Source organism: Leifsonia sp. ALI-44-B (genome assembly GCF_001984125.1).
Taxonomy (GTDB): Bacteria; Actinomycetota; Actinomycetes; order Actinomycetales; family Microbacteriaceae; genus Okibacterium.
Window position 1 is genome coordinate 1,292,957 of the sequence record NZ_MTQL01000007.1, and the last position, 23,952, is coordinate 1,316,908.

Annotated in this window: 16 protein-coding genes and 1 pseudogene; 10 read left to right on the plus strand and 7 right to left on the minus strand. The window is 67.5% G+C overall.

Going from position 1 to position 23,952, the window contains the following annotated elements; genetic code table 11:
- Window positions 1-41: 41 nt before the first annotated feature.
- Complete coding sequence (locus ALI44B_RS13120) at window positions 42-611, minus strand: NUDIX hydrolase family protein (RefSeq protein ID WP_077055041.1); 570 nt, start codon at window positions 609-611, stop codon at window positions 42-44.
- A 101-nt stretch (window positions 612-712) separates the two neighbouring features.
- Here ALI44B_RS13120 and ALI44B_RS13125 point away from each other — a divergent pair, with 101 nt between their 5' ends.
- From ALI44B_RS13125 to ALI44B_RS13135, 3 genes are all read left to right on the plus strand, one after another.
- A complete protein-coding gene (locus ALI44B_RS13125; protein WP_077055042.1) occupies window positions 713-1,420 on the plus strand; it encodes an alpha/beta hydrolase in 708 nt (235 codons plus the stop codon).
- Between the two features lie 81 nt (window positions 1,421-1,501).
- Window positions 1,502-6,331 carry an Lhr family ATP-dependent helicase gene (locus ALI44B_RS13130; protein WP_077055043.1) on the plus strand — a complete coding sequence of 1,610 codons (4,830 nt, stop codon included), beginning with the start codon at window positions 1,502-1,504 and terminating at the stop codon, window positions 6,329-6,331.
- Entirely contained in the window at window positions 6,324-7,100 is a 777-nt protein-coding gene (locus ALI44B_RS13135) for a DNA-formamidopyrimidine glycosylase family protein (RefSeq protein WP_077055044.1), read from the plus strand. The genes ALI44B_RS13130 and ALI44B_RS13135 overlap by 8 nt, the downstream gene beginning before the upstream one ends.
- 250 nt (window positions 7,101-7,350) lie before the next feature.
- Here the strand turns inward: ALI44B_RS13135 and ALI44B_RS13140 are convergent, their stop codons facing one another.
- Window positions 7,351-9,000 carry a DEAD/DEAH box helicase gene (locus ALI44B_RS13140; protein WP_077055045.1) on the minus strand — a complete coding sequence of 550 codons (1,650 nt, stop codon included), beginning with the start codon at window positions 8,998-9,000 and terminating at the stop codon, window positions 7,351-7,353.
- A 294-nt stretch (window positions 9,001-9,294) separates the two neighbouring features.
- Complete coding sequence (locus tag ALI44B_RS13145; RefSeq protein WP_077055046.1) at window positions 9,295-9,876, minus strand: hypothetical protein; 582 nt, start codon at window positions 9,874-9,876, stop codon at window positions 9,295-9,297.
- Between the two features lie 174 nt (window positions 9,877-10,050).
- Between ALI44B_RS13145 and ALI44B_RS13150 the strand changes: the two genes are divergently transcribed.
- From ALI44B_RS13150 to ALI44B_RS13160, 3 genes and pseudogenes are all read left to right on the plus strand, one after another.
- The gene (locus tag ALI44B_RS13150) at window positions 10,051-10,524 is read left to right on the plus strand and encodes an EVE domain-containing protein (protein ID WP_238592207.1); all 474 of its coding nucleotides are present in this window, start codon (window positions 10,051-10,053) and stop codon (window positions 10,522-10,524) included.
- A 43-nt stretch (window positions 10,525-10,567) separates the two neighbouring features.
- Complete coding sequence (locus tag ALI44B_RS13155) at window positions 10,568-11,113, plus strand: 2-phosphosulfolactate phosphatase (RefSeq protein WP_077055047.1); 546 nt, start codon at window positions 10,568-10,570, stop codon at window positions 11,111-11,113.
- Window positions 11,114-11,211: 98 nt separating this feature from the next.
- Window positions 11,212-11,514 (plus strand): annotated as a pseudogene (locus ALI44B_RS13160) (DUF427 domain-containing protein).
- 99 nt (window positions 11,515-11,613) lie between these two features.
- On the opposite strand, the gene ALI44B_RS13165 reads toward ALI44B_RS13160, so the two are convergent.
- From ALI44B_RS13165 to ALI44B_RS13180, 4 genes are all read right to left on the minus strand, one after another.
- Window positions 11,614-12,186, minus strand: coding sequence for a DUF1697 domain-containing protein (locus tag ALI44B_RS13165; protein ID WP_077055048.1), 573 nt, complete (start codon window positions 12,184-12,186; stop codon window positions 11,614-11,616).
- The gene (locus ALI44B_RS13170) at window positions 12,186-12,683 is read right to left on the minus strand and encodes a SprT-like domain-containing protein (RefSeq protein WP_077055049.1); all 498 of its coding nucleotides are present in this window, start codon (window positions 12,681-12,683) and stop codon (window positions 12,186-12,188) included. The genes ALI44B_RS13165 and ALI44B_RS13170 overlap by 1 nt, the downstream gene beginning before the upstream one ends.
- Window positions 12,684-12,750: 67 nt before the next feature.
- A complete protein-coding gene (locus ALI44B_RS13175) occupies window positions 12,751-13,269 on the minus strand; it encodes a hypothetical protein (protein ID WP_077055050.1) in 519 nt (172 codons plus the stop codon).
- Window positions 13,270-13,411: 142 nt separating this feature from the next.
- The gene (locus ALI44B_RS13180) at window positions 13,412-14,266 is read right to left on the minus strand and encodes a spermidine synthase (RefSeq protein ID WP_077055051.1); all 855 of its coding nucleotides are present in this window, start codon (window positions 14,264-14,266) and stop codon (window positions 13,412-13,414) included.
- Window positions 14,267-14,455: 189 nt separating this feature from the next.
- On the opposite strand from ALI44B_RS13180, the gene ALI44B_RS13185 reads away from it, so the two are divergent.
- From ALI44B_RS13185 to rpoB, 4 genes are all read left to right on the plus strand, one after another.
- Window positions 14,456-17,980, plus strand: a complete 3,525-nt coding sequence (locus ALI44B_RS13185) for a beta strand repeat-containing protein (protein WP_077055052.1) — start codon at window positions 14,456-14,458, stop codon at window positions 17,978-17,980.
- 202 nt (window positions 17,981-18,182) lie between these two features.
- A complete protein-coding gene (locus ALI44B_RS13190; protein ID WP_238592208.1) occupies window positions 18,183-18,917 on the plus strand; it encodes a DUF5819 family protein in 735 nt (244 codons plus the stop codon).
- Window positions 18,914-20,224 carry an HTTM domain-containing protein gene (locus ALI44B_RS13195; RefSeq protein ID WP_238592209.1) on the plus strand — a complete coding sequence of 437 codons (1,311 nt, stop codon included), beginning with the start codon at window positions 18,914-18,916 and terminating at the stop codon, window positions 20,222-20,224. The genes ALI44B_RS13190 and ALI44B_RS13195 overlap by 4 nt, the downstream gene beginning before the upstream one ends.
- A 200-nt stretch (window positions 20,225-20,424) precedes the next feature.
- Window positions 20,425-23,916, plus strand: coding sequence for a DNA-directed RNA polymerase subunit beta (gene rpoB, locus ALI44B_RS13200; RefSeq protein ID WP_077055054.1), 3,492 nt, complete (start codon window positions 20,425-20,427; stop codon window positions 23,914-23,916).
- Window positions 23,917-23,952: the final 36 nt, after the last annotated feature.

The window sequence follows — 23,952 nt, forward strand, 5'->3', positions numbered from 1 at the left end:
CCGTTAGTGCGGAGCGGTTCCGTCAGTGCTGAGCGGTTCGGTCAGCGCAGCGCGCCGACCGAGGCGAGAGCCGCGCGCACGAGTGCCCCGCGACCGCCCTCCATCTCGGACGCCACATCGTCGGACGCGGCCTCTTCGGGAGTCATCCACGTGATCTCGAGGGCATCTTGCCGCGGCTCGCATGTGCCGGTCACAGGCACGACGTAGGCCATCGACACGGCGTGCTGCCGATCATCGGTGTAGGCGCTCACGCCGGGGATCGGGAAGTATTCGGCCACCTGGAACGGCACCGACGAGGCGGGCAGCAACGGGAAGGCCATGGGCCCGAGGTCTTTCTCCAGATGCCGGAACAGCGCATCGCGGAGTGTCTCGCCATAGAGCACGCGGCCCGACACGATGGTGCGGGTCATCTCGCCGAGCGCGGTGGCGCGCAGCAGCACCCCCACCGACGTGACGTTGCCCAACCCGTCGACGCGCACGGGCACGGCCTCGACATAGAGCAAGGGCAGGCGACGGCGAATCTGCTCGAGTTCGACATCGCTCAGCCACCCGGCGTTGGTATTGCCACCGGGATCGGGCGTGGGGTCGGGGTCTGGGGTGCGAACGGCCATGGTCCATTCTTACCCCCTCGGACGAGCGGAAGCGACGTAGGCAGTGTCGGTGTGGATGGATATGCTGCCTGACAGGCTGTGGAGAACGATATGGAGGCGGCATGGACGACGTACGGATCGACGAGAGCGCCGTCCTGTGGTCGGCCGGCCCGCAGCAGCGTGAGGGGCGCCCGCTCCTCGTCATCCTGCACGGGTATGGGTCGAACGAAGCCGACCTCTTCTCTCTGTCGCCCTACCTGCCGCTCTCGCCCGTCATCGCGTCGTTGCGGGCGCCCTTCACGGCACCCTGGCCCATCGACGGGTACTCCTGGTTCCGCCTGAAACGACGAGCGGATGTCTCCCTTCCCGGTCTCGCTTCCGACGACGGCGAGGTCGCGCCGAAGACGCCCGCCGTCGCCGCGGACGCCACGCCCGAGGCATCCATCGATGCGGTTCTCGCGTGGCTCGACGCGCTCGAGACGCCGCCGACCCAGATCGGCTTGCTGGGGTTCTCGCAGGGAGGCGTCATGGCGATCGAATTGATGCGCCGCCAGCCCGAGCGCTTCTCGTTCGTCGTCAACCTCTCCGGTTTCGTCTACGAGGGCGAACGAGCGGGGGATGTCGCGCTCGCCGAGTCGCTCCCGCCTGTGTTCTGGGGCCGCGGCACCCAGGACGACGTCATCACCGAGGCGGCGATCGTGCGCACGACCGATTGGCTGCCGGCACACAGCACCCTGAGCGGGCGCATCTACGAGGGTCTCGGCCACGCCGTCTCGCCCCAGGAACTCACCGATATCGCCGGCTTCGTGGAACGCGGTTTCGCGGCCTGAGTCGCTAGTGCACGGCGGTGCCTTCCACAAGGTGCCCGCCGCTCCCCGACGAATGTCAGTGGTCGGGGGCAGGATGGTGGCATGGGCGACGTGCTGCAACGGTTCTCTCCCGCGACCAGGGAATGGTTCAGCGGCGCTTTCCCCGCGCCCACCGCGGCCCAGGCCGGTGCGTGGGATGCGGTCTCGCGCGGCCACAATGCCCTCGTCGTCGCTCCCACCGGGTCGGGCAAGACGTTGTCCGCGTTCCTGTGGTCGCTCGATCGCCTGATGGCCGAGCCGCGTGAGCAGCCGGGCACGCGAGTCCTCTATATCTCCCCGCTCAAGGCGCTCGGCGTCGACGTCGAGCGCAACCTGCGTGCGCCGCTCGTCGGCATCACGCAGACGGCCAAGCGCCTAGGTCTCGAGCCGCCGTCGGTCACCGTCGGCGTGCGCTCGGGCGATACGGCCGCCAACGACCGGCGGGCGCTGCTCAAGCATCCCCCCGAGATTCTCATCACCACGCCCGAGTCGCTCTACCTCATGCTCACGAGCCAGGCGCGCGACACCTTGACGGGTGTCGAGACGGTCATCATCGACGAGGTCCACGCCGTCGCGGCCACCAAGCGCGGGGCGCATCTGGCCCTGTCGCTCGAGCGCCTCGACCGGTTGCTCGAGAAGCCTGCGCAGCGCATCGGGTTGTCGGCCACCGTGCGGCCGCGCGAAGAGGTGGCGCGGTTCTTGGGTGGCCGGGCCGAGGTCGAGATCGTGGCGCCACCGTCCAACAAGAAGTTCGACCTGCGCGTCGTCGTGCCGGTCGACGATATGACCAACCCCGGCGTGGTCGACACCTCGCCGCGCGAAGGTTCGGCCGGGGGAGTCTTCACGCCCGAAGAGAACACCGGTTCGATCTGGCCGCACGTCGAAGAGGCCATCGTCGACCGCATCCTCGAGCACCGATCGACCATCGTGTTCACCAACTCGAGGCGGCTGTCCGAGCGGCTGACCGCGCGGCTCAACGAGATCTACGAAGAGCGCCTGGCGATGGGCGCTGCATCCAGCGCTGCGACCGAAACGGATGCCGCCGGTGCGGGTTCCTCGTCAGGGGCCGTTCTGGGCGCCCCCGCCGCGTCCGATGCCCTGGTTGCCGCTGGCCTCGGTGCTCAAGCCGGTGCGGCACCAGAAGCAGCGCTCGATTCGAGCTCCGTCGGCGTTCCCGTTTCCACCGCCGTGGCCCCTCGTCGTGCGCCGGCCGAGATGATGGGTGGCAGTGGTCAGACGCAGGGCTCGCGGGCCGGCGCATCCACCGCTTCGGCCGAGTCCGATGACGCGCCCGTGCTCGCGCGCGCCCACCACGGCTCGGTGTCGAAAGAACAGCGCGCCGTCATCGAAGACGACCTGAAGACGGGCCGTCTGCGCTGCGTGGTCGCCACGTCGAGCCTCGAGCTCGGCATCGACATGGGCGAGGTCGACCTGGTCGTGCAGGTCGAGTCGCCGCCGTCGGTCGCCAGCGGTCTGCAACGCGTCGGTCGCGCCGGTCACCAGGTGGGCGAGACCTCTCGCGGCATCCTCTTCCCCAAGCACCGCGCCGACCTCGTGCACACGGCCGTCGCCTCCGAGCGCATGGTCGACGGCCTGATCGAGTCGCTGCAGGTGCCCACCAACCCGCTCGACATCCTCGCTCAGCAGACGATCGCGGCGGCTTCGGTCGACGACCTCGATGTCGAGGAGTGGTTCGAGACCGTGCGCCGCAGCGCGCCCTTCCAAAACCTCCCGCGCTCGGCCTATGAGGCCACCCTCGACCTTCTGGCGGGTCGCTATCCGTCCGACGAGTTCGCCGAACTGCGCCCGCGCATTGTTTGGGACCGCGACGCGGGCTCCATCTCGGGTCGCCCGGGCGCAAAGCGTCTGGCCGTCACCTCGGGTGGCACGATCCCCGACCGCGGCCTGTTCGGGGTCTTTATGGTCGGCGAGGCCGTTCCCGGCGAGAAGAGCACGACCGGTGTGGGGCCCGGCGCGCGCGTCGGCGAACTCGACGAGGAAATGGTCTACGAGTCCCGCGTGGGAGACGTCTTCGCGCTCGGCGCCACCAGCTGGCGCATCCAAGAGATCACCCACGACCGTGTGCTCGTCACCCCGGCCTTCGGCCAACCCGGGCGGCTCCCCTTCTGGAAAGGCGACGGCCTCGGCCGGCCCGCCGAGCTCGGCCGGGCGGTGGGCGCATTCATCCGCGATATCGACGGGGCCACAGCGGACGAGAGCGCGCTGCGCCTGCAGGCCGCGGGCCTGGACGAGAAAGCCATCGGCAACCTCACCACGTTCCTCCGCGAGCAACGCGAGGCGACCGGGCATGTGCCCACCGACAAGACGCTCGTCGTCGAGCGCTCGAGGGACGAGCTGGGCGACTGGCGCGTCATCCTGCACTCGCCGTTCGGAATGCAGGTGCACGCCCCCTGGGCGCTCGCCATCGGGGCACGCGTGCAAGAGCGGCTGGGAGTCGATGGGTCGGCGGTCGCCAGCGACGACGGCATCATCGTGCGCATCCCCGACAGCGACCAAGAGCCCCCGGGCGCGGACCTGTTCGTCTTCGAGCCCGACGAGCTGCAGCAGATCGTCACCGAAGAGGTCGGCGGGTCGGCCCTGTTCGCGTCGCGCTTCCGCGAATGCGCCGCGCGCGCCCTGCTCCTGCCGAACTACTCGCCCGGCAAACGGTCGCCGCTGTGGCAGCAACGTCAGCGCAGCGCCCAGCTGCTCGACGTGGCGCGAAAATACCCCACGTTCCCGATCATTCTCGAGACCGTGCGCGAGGTGTTGCAAGACGCCTACGACCTGCCGTCGCTGCTCGGCATCGCGCGCGAGATCGCCAGCCGCGCCATCCGCATCGTCGACACGACAACCGACGACCCCTCGCCCTTCGCTCGCTCGCTGCTCTTCGGCTACGTCGGCGCCTTCATGTACGAGGGCGACAGCCCCCTCGCCGAGCGTCGTGCCGCGGCCCTCACCATCGACAGCACCATGCTCGGCGAACTCCTCGGCCGGGTCGAGCTGCGAGAACTCCTCGACCCCGGGGTCATCGAGCAGACCGAACTCGAATTGCAGCGGCTCGCCCCCGAGCGGCAGATGCACGGTGTCGAAGGGGTGGCCGACCTCATGCGCCTCCTCGGCCCGCTCGGACTCGGCGAGATCGAGGCGCGGTTGAGCGAAGAAGACCGGCCGAACGCGCTGCAGCACCTCACGGCCCTCGCCTCGAGCAAACGGGCGCTGCCCGTCACGTTCGCCGGGCGCGAATGGTGGGTCGCCATCGAAGACGCCTCACGCTTGCGCGACGCGCTCGGCGTGCCGCTGCCCATCGGCGTGCCTGTTGCCTTCATCGAACCCGTTGCCGACCCCGTCGGCGACCTCGTCGCCCGCTATGCCCGCACGCACGCGCCCTTCACCACGCACGCCGTCGCCGAACGCTTCGGCCTCGGGTCGGCGGTCGTGCAACAGACGCTCAACCGGCTCACCGCCGACCGTCGCGTCATCAGCGGCGAATTCCTGCCCGGCGGGCGTGCCGGGCTCACGGCCGACGCGGCCGGCTCGACCGAGTGGTGCGACGCCGAAGTGCTGCGTCGGTTGCGCCTGCGCTCACTGGCGGCGCTCCGACACGAGGTGGAACCCGTCGACCAGCAGGCGTTCGGACGCTTCCTGCCCGCGTGGCAACACACGGGTGGGCGCCTCAAGGGCGTCGACGGGGTTGCAGCCGTCATCGAGCAGCTGGCCGGCGTGCCCATCCCCGCATCCGCCTGGGAATCGCTCGTGCTGCCCGAGCGCGTCGCCGACTACTCGCCCACCATGCTCGACGAACTCACGTCGACGGGCGAGGTCGTCTGGTCCGGTGCGGGAACGCTCGCCGGCAACGACGGATGGGTGAGCCTGCACCTCGCCGACACGCTGTCGCTCACCCTCACCGACCAGCCCGAACACACACCCAGCCCCCTGCAGCAAGAGATACTCGGAACCCTCGGGGGAGGCGGCGCCTACTTCTTCGGGCAACTCGCCGAGGCCACCGGGTCGACCGACGACAAAATGCTCGTCGAGGCGCTCTGGGATCTGGTCTGGGCGGGGCTGATCACGAACGACACCTTCTCGCCCCTGCGCACGCTCCTCGGCGGAGGAGGAGCGCACCGCACCGCGCGGCGCACCCCGCGCGCCCGCATGTATCGTGGCCGCAGCGTGCCTCGGCCCACCATGGCCACGCGCATCGGCGGTCCCACGCTCGGCGGCCGCTGGTCGATCCTGCCGCTCGCCGAGCAAGACACGACGGTGCGCGCCGCCGCCACGGCGGACTTCCTGCTCGAGCGCTATGGCGTCGTCACGCGCGGCTCGGTCGTGGCCGAGGGGGTGCCCGGAGGGTTCGCGCTCACCTACCGCGTGCTCTCGGGATTCGAAGAATCCGGGCGCTGTCGGCGCGGCTACTTCGTCGAGAAGCTGGGTGCGGCGCAGTTCGCCTCCTCCGGCACGATCGACCGGTTGCGCAGCTTCTCGCGCCCCGTCGACAGCACCACCGAAAAGCCCGAACTCCAGGCCCTCACCCTCGCCGCCACCGACCCGGCCAACCCCTACGGCGCGGCCCTCGCCTGGCCCGGCAGCGAAGCCACGGGCGTTAAACACCGCCCCGGCCGCAAAGCCGGTGGCCTCGTCACCCTCGTCGACGGTGCGCTCGTGCTCTACCTCGAACGCGGAGGCAAGACCATGCTCGCCTTCACCGACGACGCCGACGTTCTCCACGCCGCCGCGCTGTCCCTCGGCCGCACGGTCACCTCCGGCCGGGTCGACAAGCTGGCCATCGAAAAGGTCAACGGCGACTTCGCTCTCGGCGCGCCCATAGCCGTCCCCCTGCGCGAAGCCGGGTTCACCGAGACCCCGCGCGGATTGCGGATTCGACGTGCCTGAGGGCGATACCGTATACCGGTCCGCCCGCAGCCTCGACCGGGCGCTCGCCGGCCGCACCGTGACCGGCTTCGACCTGCGCGTGCCGCGGTTCGCCACCAGCGACCTCACGGGCGACACCATCCACAACGTCGCCAGCCGCGGAAAACACCTCCTGCACCGCATCGGCACGCACACGCTGCACAGTCACCTCAAGATGGAAGGCGAGTGGCACCTCTACCGTCCGGGCACAGCATGGAAGCGCCCCAACTATCAAGCCCGCGCCATCATCGAGACCGACGAATGGGTGGCCGTCGGCTTCGACCTCGGCATCGTCGAATTGCTCGAGACGCGCGACGAAGACGAAGCCGTCGGATATCTGGGGCCCGACCTGCTCGGAGGCGACTGGGATGCGGCCGAAGCGGCGGCCCGTCTCGCCGCTGAACCCGAGCGGCCCTCGGCTGTTGCCTTGCTCGACCAGCGCAACCTCGCCGGCATCGGCAACGAGTACGCCAACGAGATCTGCTTCATCCGTGGCATCCTGCCCACTCGCCCCATCGGCGAAACCGATATTGCCGCGGCGGTCGAACTGTCTTATCGGCTGCTGCACGCCAACCGCGACCGTCCCCGCCGCATCACCACCGGCAACCAGCGGCCCGGGCAAGAGACCTGGGTGTACGGCCGCAAGGGTCGCCCCTGTCGCCGTTGCGGAACGCCGATCCGCAAGGGCGAACTCGGAGCGACGGAACTTGAAATGCGCGTCACCTATTGGTGCCCGCGCTGCCAGACCTGAGCCCAGCCGTCAGACCTGAGCCGAGCTGTCAGACCTAAGCCGAGCTGTCAGACCTAAGGCGCGCTGCCTGACCTGAGGCGCGCTGCCTGACATGCGCCGCGCTGCCAAGCCTGCGCCGCGTAGCCACACTTGCGTCGCCCCGCCCAACCCGCGCCCCGGCAGCGCCACCGCCCGCAAGTCGGCGGTTGCCCGCATCCGGGCACGAAAAAGCGGGCCCCGGTAAAAACCGAGACCCGCTCTTCGTACATGTTTAGCGGCGACCCGAACCGCGCGTGTTCACGACCTGGCCGACGCCGAGGCCGCCGCTGCGACCACCGGAGTGACTGGCGCGACGCGAACCCGTGGGCCGGCTGCGCGTGGCGGAAGCATCCGACGCACTGTCGTACTGACGCGACGAGCCCGAGCCGGCGCCCGCGCCGTTGGCCGGAGCGCCGGTCGACGTGCTGTAGCTCTGCGTCGCGGCACGACCGCCGCGACCCGAGCCGGAGCCCTGACCGGCCGAAGCGCCGGAACCCGAACGCGCCGGACGACCCGAGCGGTCGCGACGCGGCTCACCCGAACGAGCGGAGCCGCCACGCGACTCGCCGCCGCGCGAACCGGCACCGGCCGTCGCGCCGTCGCGGGCGCCACGAGCGGCGCGCTTGCGCTGCGCGTTCGCACCGTTCGACGACCCACCACCCTGCGAGGTCGACGCCGCACGCGGCGCAGGCTTCACATAGGCCGCGACATCGCCGACGAGCGCGGTGACCTCGGGCGAGGTCGGCGTGACCTGCTGCGGCACCACCTGGATGTCGGCCTTGCGCATCAGAGTCTTGAGGTCGCTGCGCTGAGCGGGCGTGATGATCGTCAGAACATCGCCCGCGCTGCCGGCACGAGCCGTGCGGCCCGAGCGGTGCAGGTATGCCTTGTGCTCGGTGGGCGGGTCGACGTGCACGACCAGCTCGACGTTATCGACGTGCACGCCGCGCGCCGCGACATCCGTTGCGACCAGAACGCGAACCTTGCCCTCGCCGAACGCGGCGAGGTTGCGGTCACGGGCGGCCTGCGACAGGTTGCCGTGCAGGTCGACGGCGGGGATGCCCGAGTCGGTCAGCTGCTTGGCGAGCTTCTTGGCGTGGTGCTTGGTGCGCATGAAGAGGATGCGGCGGCCGGTGCCCGAGGCGACGGCCTGCACGAGGTTCTTCTTCTGGTCGAGGTCGCTGACCTCGAAAACGTGGTGGGTCATGGCGGCGACGGGGGAGTTGGCCTCGTCGACCGAGTGCAAGACCTCGTTGTGCAGATAGCGCTTGACGAGCTTGTCCACACCGTTGTCGAGCGTGGCCGAGAAGAGCAGACGCTGACCGTCGGTGGGGGTCTTGTCCATGAGGCGCGTGACGACGGGCAGGAAGCCCAGGTCGGCCATGTGGTCGGCCTCGTCGAGCACGGTGATCTCGACGGCGTCGAGCGACACGAAGCCCTGCTTCATGAGGTCTTCGAGGCGGCCGGGGCACGCGACGACGATATCGACGCCAGCCTTCAGGGCGGCGACCTGGCGGCTCTGGTTGACGCCACCGAAGATGGTGGTGGTCTTCATGCTGTAGGCGGCGGCGAGCGGTGCGAGCACGGCATCGATCTGCGTCGCGAGCTCGCGCGTCGGGGCCAGGATGAGGCCGACGGGGCGACCGGGGCGACGACGTCCGCCCGAGAGGGTGGTGCCGAGGCGAGCGGCCATCGGGATGCTGAAGGCCAGGGTCTTGCCCGAGCCCGTCTTTCCGCGGCCCAGCACATCGCGACCCGACAGCGTGTCGGGAAGCGTGTCGACCTGGATGGGGAAGGGCGTGGTCTTGCCATCGGCGATGAGCGCGTTGACGAGGGCGGTGGGAACGCCGAGAGCGGCGAACGTGGTGTCTGTTTCTGTCATGGGGTTGTGCCTTTCAGGCAGGCACCCTGTTCGTGACGCACGCATACCCCGGCCACGCCGCCTTCGGTGCCTGTTCGGATGAACCGGTGCACGGCGAAGAGGTGGGGCAGTGGTCGAACGGCAGAAAGGAGCTGCCGGGCGATCCGGTGATGCGTGCTCTGGCACGACGGGTGGATGTGGCGAAAGCGTCGGAAGACGCATCCGTTCGCCGTATGAAATCCGTGAACCGGCCGAGCCGGTGTGAAAGCGTTCTACGACGCAAGGGGCACCGTAGCGCCCACAAGTCCTCTCAGACTACAGCTTCGAGTCGTCGCCGTCGAATCTGGTGTCGTCGCCGGCGGGGGCATCGGATGCGGCATCCCCCGTATTCGCGTCGAGATCGTCCTCGTTCTGCCGCTCGGGGTCGAACGCCCACGTCGGCGCCATCTGCACCATGCGGGCCCCGCGCCACTGCCACAGCGACCACAGCGGGTACCACAGTGCGGGCGCAACGGCCCCCGAGATCTCGAGCCGGTCGCGATACAGCGTCTTGGTGGGGTCGCCGGGCGCCGGCGCGATGGCCATTCGGTGATCCCAGCGCGTCAGAAGCGTGAGCGGCCCACTCAATGGCGCGCCGCTGTCGTGCATGATGCGCACTCCGTCGGGCCGTTTCTCCTGAAAGTCGAGACGGATGTCTTGGCCGCCGACCGGCACGAGCCCGAGCGCCTTGAGCGTGACGGCGTGCGAGCCGGGCCCCCAGATCGTCGGGAACGTGCCCTCCTGTGACTCGGGCTGCAGCAGGGGGCCATACAGCTCGGTCAACACCGTCGGCGACTTGATCGCGCGCCAGGCGGCATCGGGGTCGCAGTCCAAGATCAACTTCAGCTGTACATGCATATCCCCATACTCCTCCGCCGGATGTCCGCACGCAGGGCCTTGCGCCCAGACATCCCGCGCATCCACAGTTTTCTCGGCCGACCACCGTCCCTCGGCCTCATCATCACCCAGCGCCCGTGTTCGGCAAGCGCGCGCCGTGGGCATGCGGCCGCCCCGGTGCGGTAAACAGGTCACGTGGCGATCCGATACTGGCTGGTGGTCGCGCCCCTCGACCGGGTGCGACGCCTGCGCGCGGCCGGCGTCGTCGAGATGACCTTCGGCGGCAGAGACGGGCTCGAGGATTTCTCCGAGGCCGACGGCATCGTCTTCTACTCCCCGCGCTACGAATCGCCCGAGGGTGAGCGTCTGCGTGCCTTCACGGCCATCGGCCGCATCTCCGACGGTCGGATGTTCCTCGCCGATCAGTCCGAGGGCTCGCGCTCCTGGCGGCGCCGCGTCGACTTCATGGACGACACGGTGTTCCAGTCCGTGCGCCCGCTCGTCGGCCTACTCGAGTTCACGCGCGATCGGCGCACCTGGGGCCAACAGTTGCGCCGAGGCATCCTCGAGATCTCGCGTCTCGATTTCGAAACCATCCGTGACGGGATGCGGCTGCCGTCGGCCGATGAGAGGCCCCCACGTTCCCTCACAGACAGGGTGTGGTACTGACTCCGGTTTCGCGGCCATGTTTCGGCGGGGTTACGATATCCGGATGAGCGTTCAGCAGACCGTCGTATCCCCCCTCACGCAGACGAAGTACCAGGTGCGCCTCGACTTCGGAAAGCCGGGGCTGAAGCGCATGACCGACGCCGACGTGATCATCTGGGTCGACTCGCTCGGCCAGTTCGAAACGATGAGCGTTCAGGCCTGCGCCGTCGAAGACGCGACGATCATTGCCGCCGACCTCACGAACCGCACGGCCGCGGCCCAGTGGGTGCTCGAGCACCAGGTTCGCCTGGGCCGTCGCGTGACCATCGCGGTCGTCGCCGCGGGTCGCGAGGGTGCCTTCACGAGCCACGACGCGCTCGCCGCTGGTGCTGTCATCGACGCGCTCGCAACGGCCGGTATCGACTTCACGTCGCCCGAGGCTGCCGTGGTGTGTGCCGCGTTCGAGGGTTTGCAGAAGGCTGTCGGCCACCTCTTCACTGCGTCGGTCGTCGGACAGGAAATGATCGTCGCGGGTGAGCGCGAGAAGGTCGTCCGCGCCTCGCAGGTCGACACACGCACCGATGTGAAGGTTCTGCGACTCGCGTCCTGATGCGTCGCACGGCCGGCGTCGTGCGACTCCTGTGTGAGCCTGCTGAGAGCGTTGTCCAGGCCCTCGCATTCGATCGGGCGTCGGCGTAGTCTCGCGCCATGAAAGCAACTCTGAATGACACGGTCCTCGCCGAAGCCGAGCAGGACGACCTGATCAAGATCGAGGGCAACTGGTACTTCCCGCCGGCGAGCCTGAAAAAAGAACTGTTCGAAAGCTCGGACACTCCGTACACCTGCCCCTGGTAGGGTGAGGCCCAGTACTGGAACGTGCGCGTCGGCGGCGACGTCCACGCCGACAAGGCCTGGAGCTACCCGACGCCCTACGACGGCGCCGCCTCGCGCGTCGGCAAGGACTTCGCGGGCTACGTAGCGTTCGACCCGTCGGTCACCATCGCCCCGTAACCCCACGGATCCTCGCGGGCATCCCCGTCGGCTTGGTATCGAGAAAGGCTCCGGCTCATCACATAACCGGAGCCTTTCTCCCGGCCGATCGCCGGCTAGCTACCAAACCAGCTTGCGAAGAGTTCTCAGGTTGCGCGTCGTGATGGCCTCGGCACCCGTGCGATACCGCGCCCGTGAGGAGATCTTCGCAAACGGGCTGTCCGTGCTCGAGCCCTTCGCAACCTCCCAATACATGACACCGTCGCCAACCGCGAGTCGTTCCGCTCCGGCGGTGGGCCCCTCGGCGCGCAGCGCGGCCGCCTCTTCGGCAAGCGCGTCGATGAGCGCCCGATCGGTCGCGAACGTGACATACGGATGCCGGTCGGGCACCTCGTCGAACGGATACGCGTCGATCACGGCCTGCATCTCGTCGAGACGCACCACCGCCACCGCGACGCCATATCCGTAGCGCACGTCGATCGCCGACTCGAGCCGGCGCCGAATCTCTGCGCGACCCGAATCCTCTTGCGCGGCGCCTTCGTTCGGGCCCTCGACCAAGACGTTGCCTGAAGCCAGGACAGTTTTCACGCGAGCGAACCCGGCATCCTGAAGCGCCGCCACCAGGTCGGCCGATTTGATCGTGTTGCCGCCCACGTTCACGCCGCGCAACAGCCCTACCCAGGTCGTCGGCATCACTCACCCATCCCGGCGGCCGCGGCTCGCCGACGTGTGCTGGCGGAAATCTCGCGCCTGGTCCAGGCGATCTCGAACGCCGGATCAAACCGCTTCGAGCACACCGCGCAGGAACTCTGCCTCGTGGGTCGCCGGTGTCGATACAGCGTGTGCCCGTTGGGGCACGTCCCCACCCAGGGCGCCAGCTCGTCGGCGGTTTCGCCCGAGTGCAGGCGCGAGCCCTCATAGCCCAGCTCGGCGGCGACCTTTCGCCACTGTGGACCGTGCCCGGCCCGCGAGCCGGCGACGGCGTGAGCGACCTCGTGCAGCAGGATCTGGTGGATCTCGTCGTCGTCGTAGCGCGACGCCAGGTAGCGCGAGACCGTGATGCGCTTATCGGTGTAGTTGCACAGGCCCGCACGTCGCTTCGCGTTGTCGAAGTCGAACGACCATGCCGCGTCGAGATGCAGGGCGATCAGGGCGTCGGCCCAGATGCGCACGCGCGCGAGATCTGACATGGCAAAAGGCTACCTCGCGGCACCGACATCCGTGCGTTGGGCCCCGATCCGGCAACCCGGCCGGCGGTCACGCGCTTTCGCTGAGGAACGACTCCGTGACGGCGATGGCAATGAGGGACGGCTCGAGTTCAGCCTCGCTCGCGCCCGCCTGGTTGCGCAGAAGGACGGCGGCCTTGAAATCGGCCAGCGCGGCCGCATATTCGCCGGCATCGAAGAGGACGCGCCCACGGTGCTGTAGGGCGACCGACTCGAGCGTCGGCCAATTCTGGGTGCGCGCATCATCCGCGCAGAGTGTCAGTTCATAGATCGCCTCGTCATAGCGCCCGAGGTATTGCAGCACCTGGGTGCGCAGGATGCGGGGCAGCAACAGATCCCGTCGGTTGCCGGTGAAGCGGGCGAGACGCACGGCCTGGCTTGCGACATCCAGAGCCTCATCGAGTTGTCCGGTGACTTTGAGCAACCACGCACGTTCGCTGAGGGCCTGCAGATTGCGCATGTCGCCGAGCTCGGCCAGGCGCTCGCCGGCCGCGCGCAGGTCGACTTTCTCGCGAAGGGTCACGGCGTCCCAGCCGAGCAAGATCTTCATGGGTGCCCCCGGATGTGGCTTATGTGGCGGTAGAGCATGCCGCTGAATGGCGGCGTTTCGAGCCTAACCGTGCAAGGCGTTTCGTCCCGTCAACCGCCCCCGCCTGTCGGCAATGGGCGGTCCGTCGCTCAGCCGCCGATCGTTACTTCGCGAGGAAGACGGAGCGATTCGGGGGCGGGGACGGCACGGCCGTCTGATCGGTCACGATCGGAGCGCTCCGGATGAATTCAGCCAGGGCTTTACCGTGCACGGCTTGCGCAGGGTGCGGCCCGCCGGCGAGCAAACGGGGGATGTAGTCGAGCGGCAGCGGCTCACCCGACGCAACCAGCACGACATTGCCGAACCGTCGGCCCTTCAACACCTGGGCCTCAGCCATCGCAGCGACGTGGGGGAGGACCGAGGCCACAGTGGCCGCTTGGCCGCGGGCGAATGCCAGTCCCGGTCCGTCCGCGATATTGATCGCCATGATTCCCTGCGGTGCGAGAAGGGAGGCGGCCAGGCGGTAGAACTCCTGGCTGGTCACATGGGCGGGGGTCCGGGAGCCGCCGAAGATGTCGACGACGACGATGTCCGCCGTTCCGAAGAGGCCAGCGGGCAACTTGCCGAGCGACTCGCGCGCATCGCCGTACCGCACCTTGATGTTGGCGCGTTTGGGCAGCGGCAAATGTTCTCGCACGAACGGCACGAGATCGGTCTCGAGTTCGAGCACCTGCTGACGGCTGCCCGGTCGGGTCGCGTCGATATATCGCGGCAGTGTGAACGCCCCGGCACCGAGATGGATGGCGGTGACGGGCGACCCCGGCGTGCCGAGCTCGTCGATCACGTGGCCGATGCGCTGGATGTACTCGAAGTGCAGCTGCGACGGGTCGCCCACGTTCACGTGGGACTGGGGGGTGCCGTCGACCACGAGCTGAAAGCTGTCTGGCACGAATCGGTCGGCTTCGATGACCGCCCGATAGCCGCTGATGCCGAGCGTTACTGAGGGGGGCGACGTCATAGAACGAGCGTAGCCCTCGTAGTTCGCCTCTGGACGGCCCAGCGTGCCGTTGTGCTCATCGGCAGCTATGTGTATCTTGATATATTGATGTTACTCAACCACGCCCGTGGCGTTTGGTTGCGTACAGAGACCCGCCGGTCTCCATGAGTCGTCAGATATGAACCCAACGAAACGTACGGAGCACCTCGAATGAAATCCAATACACGCCAGCACGACCGCCGAAAAGCTGCCGCGCTCGACACGGCCGGGTCTGCACCCGGTTCGAGCTTCCGGCGAGCCGGTCGCGTCGCACTCGTCGGTGCGGCCGTGGTCGCGGTCGCGGCGCTGTCCCTTCCGGGCGCCCTCCCGGCCTCGGCCGTTCTCGCAACCGGTTGGACCGGCGCGACCGGAGCCGATGCCGCGCAGTCGACCTCGGTCGGTTCGACCGGTGTGACAATCACCACCGACACGCCGAGCAACGGCAAAGGCGTCCGCGTCGAATCCGGGGGTGGGGATGTCGGCATCCGAACCACCGACGACGGTGAACTCGGGCTGGGCATCATCGGTCTCGATGAAGGCTTCCCCTGCGCGAACAACCAAGCGTGCAACCGCGGCGATGTCATCATCCGGTTCGCCAAACCGGTCACGAACCCGAAGATTCAATTCTCGGATCTCGGCGGAGCGTCTTTCGTGCTGGGCTTCGGCAACGTGTTCTCCTCGGCGAAATACACGCTGACTACCCCGGGTGTTGCGCTGTCGTCGACGTCGGGCGATTTGACCGTTACCCCGAACAGCGTGAGTGCCGCTCAGAACACGGCCCACAGCGGTGTCGTGACCGCCACTGGCACCGTCACGGAATTGCGATTCAACGTGATCATGGAGTCGCGCGGATCGGGCGTCGGCGCGGTGGCTTTCACCAAGGTCGCCCAGGACAGTCACCGCATCAACGTCGACATCGAGGACACTCCCGCGGCCGCGACAGCGACCTCGAATTCTTCGACCACCTCGAACGCTTCGTCCAACCCTGCGGTCGAGGGCAACGTCTCGTCGGCGTCGAACCCGGATTCCAACGCGTCGACGAACCCGACGGGAAGCACGAACGCGACCTCGGCCGCGAACCCGAGCCCGTCGGCAACGACCAATGCAAACGCGACATCTACGTCGAACGCCTCCGTGAACCAGAACGCGTCGGCCTCGGCCGCAGCTGACGGCACCTCGAACCCTGCCGCCCAGGCGGCCGCCCAGGCGGACGCGACCACGCAGGCTTCGGCCGCGGCGAACCCGGATGCGAGCATCGCGGCGCAGGTCGCGAGCACGGCGGATGCCTCGCGCAACGCCTCGTCGACCTCCGACTCGATCGCCAACGCCTCGGCGACCACGGCTGCTCAGGCGGCCGCGAACGCGGACAACTCGTCGGCCACCAACGCCAACGCCTCCCAGGTCGCTACGGCGGACGCGAACTCTGCCTCGAAGGCCGCTTCCATCGCGAACTCGTCGACGAACGCGTCGGTCGACTCCAACGCCAACGCGACGGCGAACCCGACCACGGACGCGAACGCGACGGCGAACCCGACGACGAACGCGAACGCGACGGCGAACCCGACGACGAACGCGAACGCGACGGCGAACCCGACCACGGACGCGAACGCGACGACGAACCCGACGACGAACGCGAACGCGACGTCGACCGCCAACTCGGACGTGAACAAGAATGCCTCGGCCTCGGCGGCTGCCGACGGTGATTCGAACCCGGCGGCTCAGGCCGCGGCTCAGGCCGACGCGACGACCCAGGCCTCGGCTGCAGCGAACCCGGACGCGAGCATCGCGGCGCAGGTCGCCAGCTCGGCGGATGCGTCGCGCAACGCCTCGTCCACCTCGGACACCATTGCCAACGCTTCTGCGACGACGGCCGCTCAGGCGGCTGCGAACGCCGACAACTCGGCCTCCACCAACGCCAACGCCTCCCAGGCCTCGACGGCGGATGCCGCATCTGCATCCCTCGCTGCCGCGATCGCGGATGCGTCCACCAATGCATCCATTCAGAAGAACGCGACGGCACTGTCGAACGCGAACGCGACCGCCAACCCCACGGGCACGACCAACGCGTCCGCCTCGACGAACCCGACGGCCACTACGGACGCGTCGTCGGCGACAAACCCGACCGCCGCGACGAACGCGAACGCGTCGACCAACCCCGCCGGCACCGTGAACACCAACGCTGCGGCCTCGGCCGCCGCCGACGGCGACGCCCGTCCGGCCGCGCAGGCTGCTGCCCGCGCGGATGCGACGACGCAGGCCTCGGCGGCTGCGAACCCCGATGCCAGCATCGCGGCTCAGGTCGCGGCAACGGCGGATGCTTCTCGCGACGCGTCTCAGAATGCCGACACCGCGCTGAACGCCTCGGCGCTCACCGCGGCCCAAGCTGCTGCGAACGCCGACAACTCTTCGTCGACGAACGCCAACGCGTCGCAGGTTGCGACCGCTGACTCCAACTCGGCGTCAAAGGCGGCGGCGATCGCGAACTCGTCCACGAACGCATCGGTGGACTCGAACGCCACCGCGTCGACCAACCCGACGGCGACGACGAATGCGTCGGCCGCCACAAACCCGAACGCGGCTACGAATGCGTCGGCTGCCACGAATCCCACGGCGACGACGAATGCGTCGGCTTCGACCAACCCGGCCGGATCGCTCAACACCAACGCCGCAGCATCCGCCGCAGCCGATGGCGACTCGAACCCCGCCGCGCAGGCCGCCGCCCGCGCCGACGCCACCACGCAGGCTTCAGCCGCTGCGAACCCCGATGCCAGCATCGCGGCTCAGGTGGCCGCAACGGCCGACGCGTCGAAGGATGCCTCGACCGACGCCAGCACCGCGATGAACGCCTCGGCTCGCACCGCGGCCCAGGCTGCGGCAAACGCGGACAACTCGTCCTCGACCAACGCCAACGCTTCGCAGGCCGCCACGGCTGACGCGGCGTCCGCGTCGAAGGCCGCGGCGATCGCGAACTCGTCGACGAACGCCTCGATCGATTCCAACGCGTCGGCCGCTTCGAACCCCTCCGGTTCGGTGAACGCCAACGCCTCGGCATCCGCCGCAGCCGACTCGCGGGCGAACGCCGCCGCGCAGGCCGCCGGTCGTGCCGACGCGACAACGCAGGCATCAGCCGCGGCGAACCCCGATGCGAGCATCGCGGCTCAGGTGGCGGCGACCGCCAACGCCTCCCGCGACGCGTCGACCACGTCGAAGACCGCGGCGAACGCATCGTCCATGACGGCTGCTCAGGCTGCGGCAAACGCCGACAACTCGTCGAGCGTCAACGCGACGGCCTCCCAGGCCGCCAACGCTGACAACTCGGCAGCGTCCCAGGCTGCTGCAATCGCCAACGCGTCCACCGACGCATCGGTCACCGCGACCGCTGCATCGAACGCGCAGGCGTCGTCGAACCCGTCGGCCGCCGCATCCGCGTCGTCGAACCCGTCGACCTCCACCTCGACGACGGCTAACGCATCGGGCACGACTGCAGGCGCGTCGGCGTCCACGCTGTCCGCATCGTCGTCGAAGGCCAACGGGACCAACACGGGCCTGAACAACGGCTCGCTGTCCAACACGGGTGCTGCCGACGCGACCGGCTTCGCCGCCCTCGCGGCCAGCCTGCTCGCCGCCGGAGGCCTGTTCGGTTTCTTGACGGTGGCCAAGCGTCGTCGTCAGGCCGGCTCCGCTTCCGCCGAATAAGGGGAATCGGACCCGTCACCCGATGACGAGCGGGGCGTGTGCGATCGATTCGTATGCGCCCCGCTTCGTCGTGCGGTCAAAATCCGCACAACTCTTTTGCATCTTATAGAACACTGATATATATAGTTTTAGCGTTTCACCTACGACATTCCGACAGGAGAGCCATATGGCCGCCACCGTTCATCGCCGCAGAGGTCCTCTCGTGCGAGGCGCACTAGCCGCCGGCGTCCTCTTCACCGCCTGGCACATCTTCGCCAGCTTCCTGTGGATCGGACCCGTCACCCCGCTGCGTGAACTCGTGCCGGGCAACCTCCTGACCAGCTACATGATCCCCTGGTACGGCCAGAGCTGGAGTGTCTTCGCACCCGAGCCCATCAACGGCGACTACCGCTTCAAGGTCCGCGCTCTCGTGGCGAACGAGGACGGCTCGACGCGTGAAACCGAATGGATCTCCGCCTCCGACGTCGAGATGTCGATGTCCCGTCACAACCTGTTCCCGCCCCGGGCATCCGGCCTCGGCACGCACCAGGCGTCCCTGCTGAAGGGCGCATACGACCGCCTGTCGCCCGAACAGCGCACGACGGCATCCCTGAACTATTTCGAGGGCGACGCCTGGCTCGGCCGCATGCAGAACGCGATGAACGAGCAGGGAGACGACCAGAGCCTCGTGGTCGCCTACATCGTCCAAGAGCGCTATTCGGATGCGTATTCCACTCAGGTCGCACGGGCTGTCTGGGGCGACTCGGTCATCCGCGTCCAGTTCCAGGTGCTCCGGCAGAACATCATCCCGTTCGTTGACCGCAACAACCCCGATGCCGTCCGCCCACCCGAACAGATCGCCGACACCGGATGGCGGGGCCTCATCACTCTGCCCCAACAGTCCGACGCCGACTTCGCCGACGTCTTCCGCCCCGCCTTCGAAAGGCTCGAGAAATGACCGCCGCCCCGCGCACGCCTACGAAAACCGCCGAAACGAAGCGCGCTCAGAAAACGCTTGCCGAGACAGAGGCCACCGAAACCATGGCTGCCGAGACGAAGCCCGCCGAGGCCGAGCCCGCCACGCCGAGTCCCGCCACGCCGAGTCCCGTCACGCCGAGTCCCGTCACGCCGAGTCCCGTCATGCCGAGTCCTGTCACGCCGGCCCCCTCGCGGCGCCTGCCCGCTCGGCAATCGGCACGCACGGTCGGGCTCCTCCTCCGTGATGGCATGCGCGGCCTCGCGCAGCTCGTCCGCACCCTCTTCTTGCAGGGGGAGTCGTGGCTCCTCGACCGCAAGCGCGCCACCTACGGCCTCGCCGTCACGCGCATGCTCCTCGGCCTGATGATCTTCGGCACCCTCGCCACGAACTTCTCGACGCGCCTCTATACCTTCGGAGCGGGCGCGGCCTGGACGGGCCAACTCGAATACCCCAGCAGCGACTTCTCGAGCATCTGGCCGTTCAACATCTTCGCGCAGGTCGCGGGCAACGACATCGTCTTCACCGAGCTCTATCTGCTGCTGGCCCTGTGCGCCGTCCTCTTCGCCATCGGCTATCGCACACGCCTCGTCATGATTCCCCTCTTCATCCTGTGGGTCGGTTTCGTCGAGGTGAACGAGTACGTCAGCGACCAGAGCGACAACCTCACACGCATCGCCCTCATCGCCATGTTCTTCACGTCGCCGGCCGAACGCTGGTCCATGGATGCCCTGCGCCGCCGTCGTTTCGCCGGTCGCCGATCCGCGTGGCCGATCAGGCTCTGGCGCTTCCAGCGCGTCCTGCCCCTCTGGTCGACGAACCTCGCGCACAACCTCGCCATCGTCGTGCTCGCCTGTCAGGTGTCCTTCATCTACGTCTCGGGCGGTCTCTACAAGGCCGGGGGAGCGCCGTGGTCGGGTGGCTGGGCTATCTACGACCCCATCCATGTGGAGCAATTCGGCACATGGCCCGAGTTGTCGGCGCTCGTCACGGCGTGGGCCCCGGCCGTCGCTTTCGCGACCCTGCTCACGCTCCTCGTGCAGGTCTCGTTCCCCCTGCTGCTCCTCAGGCGCGGCACCCGCATCTTCGCGCTCGTCGTCATGCTGGGGTTCCACGTCGGCATCGCCATTCTCATGGGTCTGCCGTGGTTCTCTCTGGCCATGATCGCCATCGACTCCATCTTCATTCGGGATGTCACCTGGCGCCACATGTCTCAGGGTTTGCGTCGAGCGTGGCTGCGGTCCGCCCCGGACTCAGCTCCGACATCAGCCCATATACAGGAGAAATGAAATCGGGTCAAGGAAGTAACTGGACACGGCGCGTCGGAGGGCATACACTTGACCTTTGCGCTCTTAGACATCCCTCTGCCTTCATATTGCGGTCGGCTTTCGGGCTCGGACATCATGTCCGGTCGGCTTTATCGCGGGGTCTACGAGTTCTCCATTACTAACAGTAACTTGACCCGACGGGGTCCACGGAGGTTATTTCCTTGGCTGCTGCGCGCAACGCATCCACCAACTCACCCAAGAACGGCCGCGGGGCTTCCCGTCTGTCGTTCGCTAAAATCACCGACACGCTGACGGTTCCGGATCTGCTCGCTTTGCAGACCGAGTCGTTCGACTGGCTGGTGGGCAACGACGTGTGGAAGGCACGCGTCGAAGAAGCCACCGCGCAGGGTCGTACCGACCTCGCGAGCCACTCGGGTCTCGAAGAGATCTTTGAAGAGATCTCTCCGATCGAAGACCTCGGCGAGACCATGCAGCTGTCGTTCGCCAACCCTTACCTCGAGCCCGAGAAGTACTCGATCGACGAGTGCAAGGAGCGTGGCAAGACCTACGCCGCTCCTCTCTATGTCGAGGCCGAGTTCATGAACCACCTCACGGGTGAGATCAAGACTCAGACGGTCTTCATGGGCGACTTCCCGCTCATGACCGAGCGTGGCACGTTCATTATCAACGGCACCGAGCGTGTCGTCGTCTCGCAGCTCGTCCGCTCGCCGGGCGTGTACTTCGAGCGTCAGCAGGAGAAGACGTCCGATAAGGACATCTACTCGGCTCGCGTCATCCCGAGCCGTGGTGCTTGGCTCGAGTTCGAGATCGACAAGCGCGACCAGGTCGGCGTCCGCATCGACCGCAAGCGCAAGCAGTCGGTCACGGTGTTCCTCAAGGCTCTCGGTCTGACGACCGAAGAGATCATGGAGGAGTTCAAGGGCTTCGAGTCCATCGAGCTCACCCTCGAGAAGGACACGATCCTCAGCAAGGAAGATGCCCTTCGCGACATCTACCGCAAGCTCCGTCCGGGCGAGCAGGTCGCTGCCGAGGCTGCGCGCGCGCTGCTCGACAACTTCTACTTCAACCCGAAGCGCTACGACCTGGCCAAGGTGGGTCGTTACAAGATCAACCGCAAGCTCGGCATCGATGCGCCGCTCAGCGACTCGGTCCTGACCGTCGAAGACATCGTCGCGACGATCAAGTACCTGGTGCGCCTGCACAGCAACGAGACCACCTACTCCGGTGTGCGCGATGGCAAGGGCGTCGACATCCGTCTCGACGTCGACGACATCGACCACTTCGGCAACCGTCGCATCCGCGCCGTGGGTGAGCTCATCCAGAACCAGGTGCGCACCGGCCTCAGCCGCATGGAGCGCGTCGTCCGCGAGCGTATGACCACGCAGGACATCGAGGCGATCACGCCGCAGACCCTGATCAACGTGCGCCCCGTCGTCGCCGCGATCAAGGAGTTCTTCGGAACGTCGCAGCTGTCGCAGTTCATGGACCAGAACAACCCGCTCGCCGGTCTGACGCACAAGCGTCGTCTCTCCGCGCTGGGCCCCGGTGGTCTGTCCCGTGAGCGCGCCGGCGTCGAGGTGCGAGACGTTCACCCGTCCCACTACGGCCGCATGTGCCCCATCGAAACCCCTGAAGGCCCCAACATCGGTCTGATCGGTTCGCTCGCCTCCTTCGCACGCATCAACGCGTTCGGGTTCATCGAGACCCCGTACCGCCGCGTCGTCGACGGCGAAGTCACCACCAACATCGATTACCTCACGGCGAGCGAAGAGGACGACTTCATCGTCGCCCAGGCCAACGCTCCTCTGACGGCCGACGCGCGCTTCGCCGAAGACCGCGTCCTGGCTCGTAAGAAGGGCGGCGAGGTCGACCTCGTTCCCGCCGAAGAAATCGGCTACATGGATGTCTCGCCGCGCCAGATGGTGTCGGTCGCGACCTCGCTCATCCCCTTCCTCGAGCACGACGATGCGAACCGCGCCCTCATGGGTGCCAACATGCAGCGTCAGGCCGTCCCGCTGCTGCGCAGCGAGTCGCCGCTCGTCGGAACGGGTATGGAGGGCTACGCCGCCGTCGACGCCGGAGACGTCGTCACCGCGCAGAAGTCGGGCGTCGTGTCCGAGGTTTCCGCCGATGTCGTCACCGTTCAGCTCGACGAGGGTGGAACGCAGGAGTACTACCTGCGCAAGTTCGACCGCTCCAACCAGGGCACCAGCTACAACAACCGCGTTGTCGTCACCGAGGGTGACCGCATCGAGGCCGGCGAGGTCATCGCCGACGGTCCCGCCACCGAGAACGGTGAACTGGCCCTCGGAAAGAACCTCCTCGTCGCCTTCATGACGTGGGAAGGTCACAACTTCGAAGACGCGATCATCCTGAGCCAGAACCTGGTGAAGGACGACGTGCTCTCCTCGATCCACATCGAGGAGTACGAGGTCGACGCCCGCGACACGAAGCTCGGCAAGGAAGAGATCACGCGTGACCTTCCGAACGTGAGCCCCGACCTGCTGAAGGACCTCGACGAGCGCGGAATCATCCGCATCGGCGCCGAGGTTCGCCCCGGCGACATCCTGGTCGGCAAGGTCACGCCCAAGGGTGAGACCGAGCTGAGCGCCGAGGAGCGACTGCTGCGCGCGATCTTCAACGAGAAGAGCCGCGAAGTCCGCGACACGAGCCTCAAGGTTCCCCACGGTGAGCGCGGCACGATCATCGCGGTCAAGGAGTTCAACTCCGAAGACGGCGACGACGAGCTGGGTTCGGGCGTCAACCGCCGCGTGGTCGTCTACATCGCCCAGAAGCGCAAGATCACCGAGGGTGACAAGCTCGCCGGTCGTCACGGCAACAAGGGTGTCATCGCCAAGATCCTGCCGGTCGAGGACATGCCGTTCCTCGCCGACGGAACTCCTGTCGACATCATCCTGAACCCGCTGGGCATCCCCGGTCGAATGAACTTCGGCCAGGTGCTCGAGACCCACCTCGGTTGGGTCGCCAAGCAGGGTTGGGATGTCGAGGGTTCGCCCGCCTGGGCGAAGAAGTTGCCGAAGGAAGCGCACAGCGCGGCCCCCGGCACCAAGGTTGCGACCCCCGTGTTCGACGGTGCCTTCGAGGAGGAGATCGCCGGTCTGCTCGACTCGACGACCCTCACCCGCGATGGTGAGCGCCTGATCGACTCGACCGGAAAGACGCGTCTGTTCGACGGCCGCTCCGGAGAGCCCTTCCCCGCCCCGATCTCGGTCGGCTACATGTACATCTTGAAGCTCCACCACCTGGTCGACGACAAGATCCACGCCCGTTCCACTGGCCCGTACTCCATGATCACGCAGCAGCCGCTGGGTGGTAAGGCGCAGTTCGGTGGACAGCGATTCGGTGAGATGGAGGTGTGGGCGCTCGAAGCATACGGTGCCGCCTACGCCCTGCAGGAGCTCCTGACCATCAAGTCGGACGACATCCTCGGCCGCGTGAAGGTGTACGAAGCCATCGTCAAGGGTGAGAACATCCAGGAGCCGGGTATCCCCGAATCCTTCAAGGTGCTCATCAAGGAAATGCAGTCGCTGTGCTTGAACGTCGAGGTCCTCTCGGCCGACGGCACCGCGGTCAGCCTGCGCGACACCGACGACGACGCATTCCGCGCCGCCGAAGAGCTCGGCATCAACATTTCCTCCCGGTTCGAGTCCTCGTCAATCGACGAGATCTAAACCAGGCCCCTGTAAAGAACTCACGAGTTTTCCTAA

Coding starts and splice junctions, on each gene's coding strand:
- ALI44B_RS13175 (WP_077055050.1), bottom strand. CDS start 13,269: ATGAAGATCTTGCTCGGCTGGGACGCCGTGACCCTTCGCGAGAAAGTC.
- ALI44B_RS13130 (WP_077055043.1), top strand. CDS start 1,502: ATGGGCGACGTGCTGCAACGGTTCTCTCCCGCGACCAGGGAATGGTTC.
- ALI44B_RS13165 (WP_077055048.1), bottom strand. CDS start 12,186: ATGCCGACGACCTGGGTAGGGCTGTTGCGCGGCGTGAACGTGGGCGGC.
- ALI44B_RS13170 (WP_077055049.1), bottom strand. CDS start 12,683: ATGTCAGATCTCGCGCGCGTGCGCATCTGGGCCGACGCCCTGATCGCC.
- ALI44B_RS13195 (WP_238592209.1), top strand. CDS start 18,914: ATGACCGCCGCCCCGCGCACGCCTACGAAAACCGCCGAAACGAAGCGC.
- ALI44B_RS13145 (WP_077055046.1), bottom strand. CDS start 9,876: ATGCATGTACAGCTGAAGTTGATCTTGGACTGCGACCCCGATGCCGCC.
- ALI44B_RS13125 (WP_077055042.1), top strand. CDS start 713: ATGGACGACGTACGGATCGACGAGAGCGCCGTCCTGTGGTCGGCCGGC.
- ALI44B_RS13185 (WP_077055052.1), top strand. CDS start 14,456: ATGAAATCCAATACACGCCAGCACGACCGCCGAAAAGCTGCCGCGCTC.
- ALI44B_RS13155 (WP_077055047.1), top strand. CDS start 10,568: ATGAGCGTTCAGCAGACCGTCGTATCCCCCCTCACGCAGACGAAGTAC.
- ALI44B_RS13120 (WP_077055041.1), bottom strand. CDS start 611: ATGGCCGTTCGCACCCCAGACCCCGACCCCACGCCCGATCCCGGTGGC.
- ALI44B_RS13180 (WP_077055051.1), bottom strand. CDS start 14,266: ATGACGTCGCCCCCCTCAGTAACGCTCGGCATCAGCGGCTATCGGGCG.
- ALI44B_RS13140 (WP_077055045.1), bottom strand. CDS start 9,000: ATGACAGAAACAGACACCACGTTCGCCGCTCTCGGCGTTCCCACCGCC.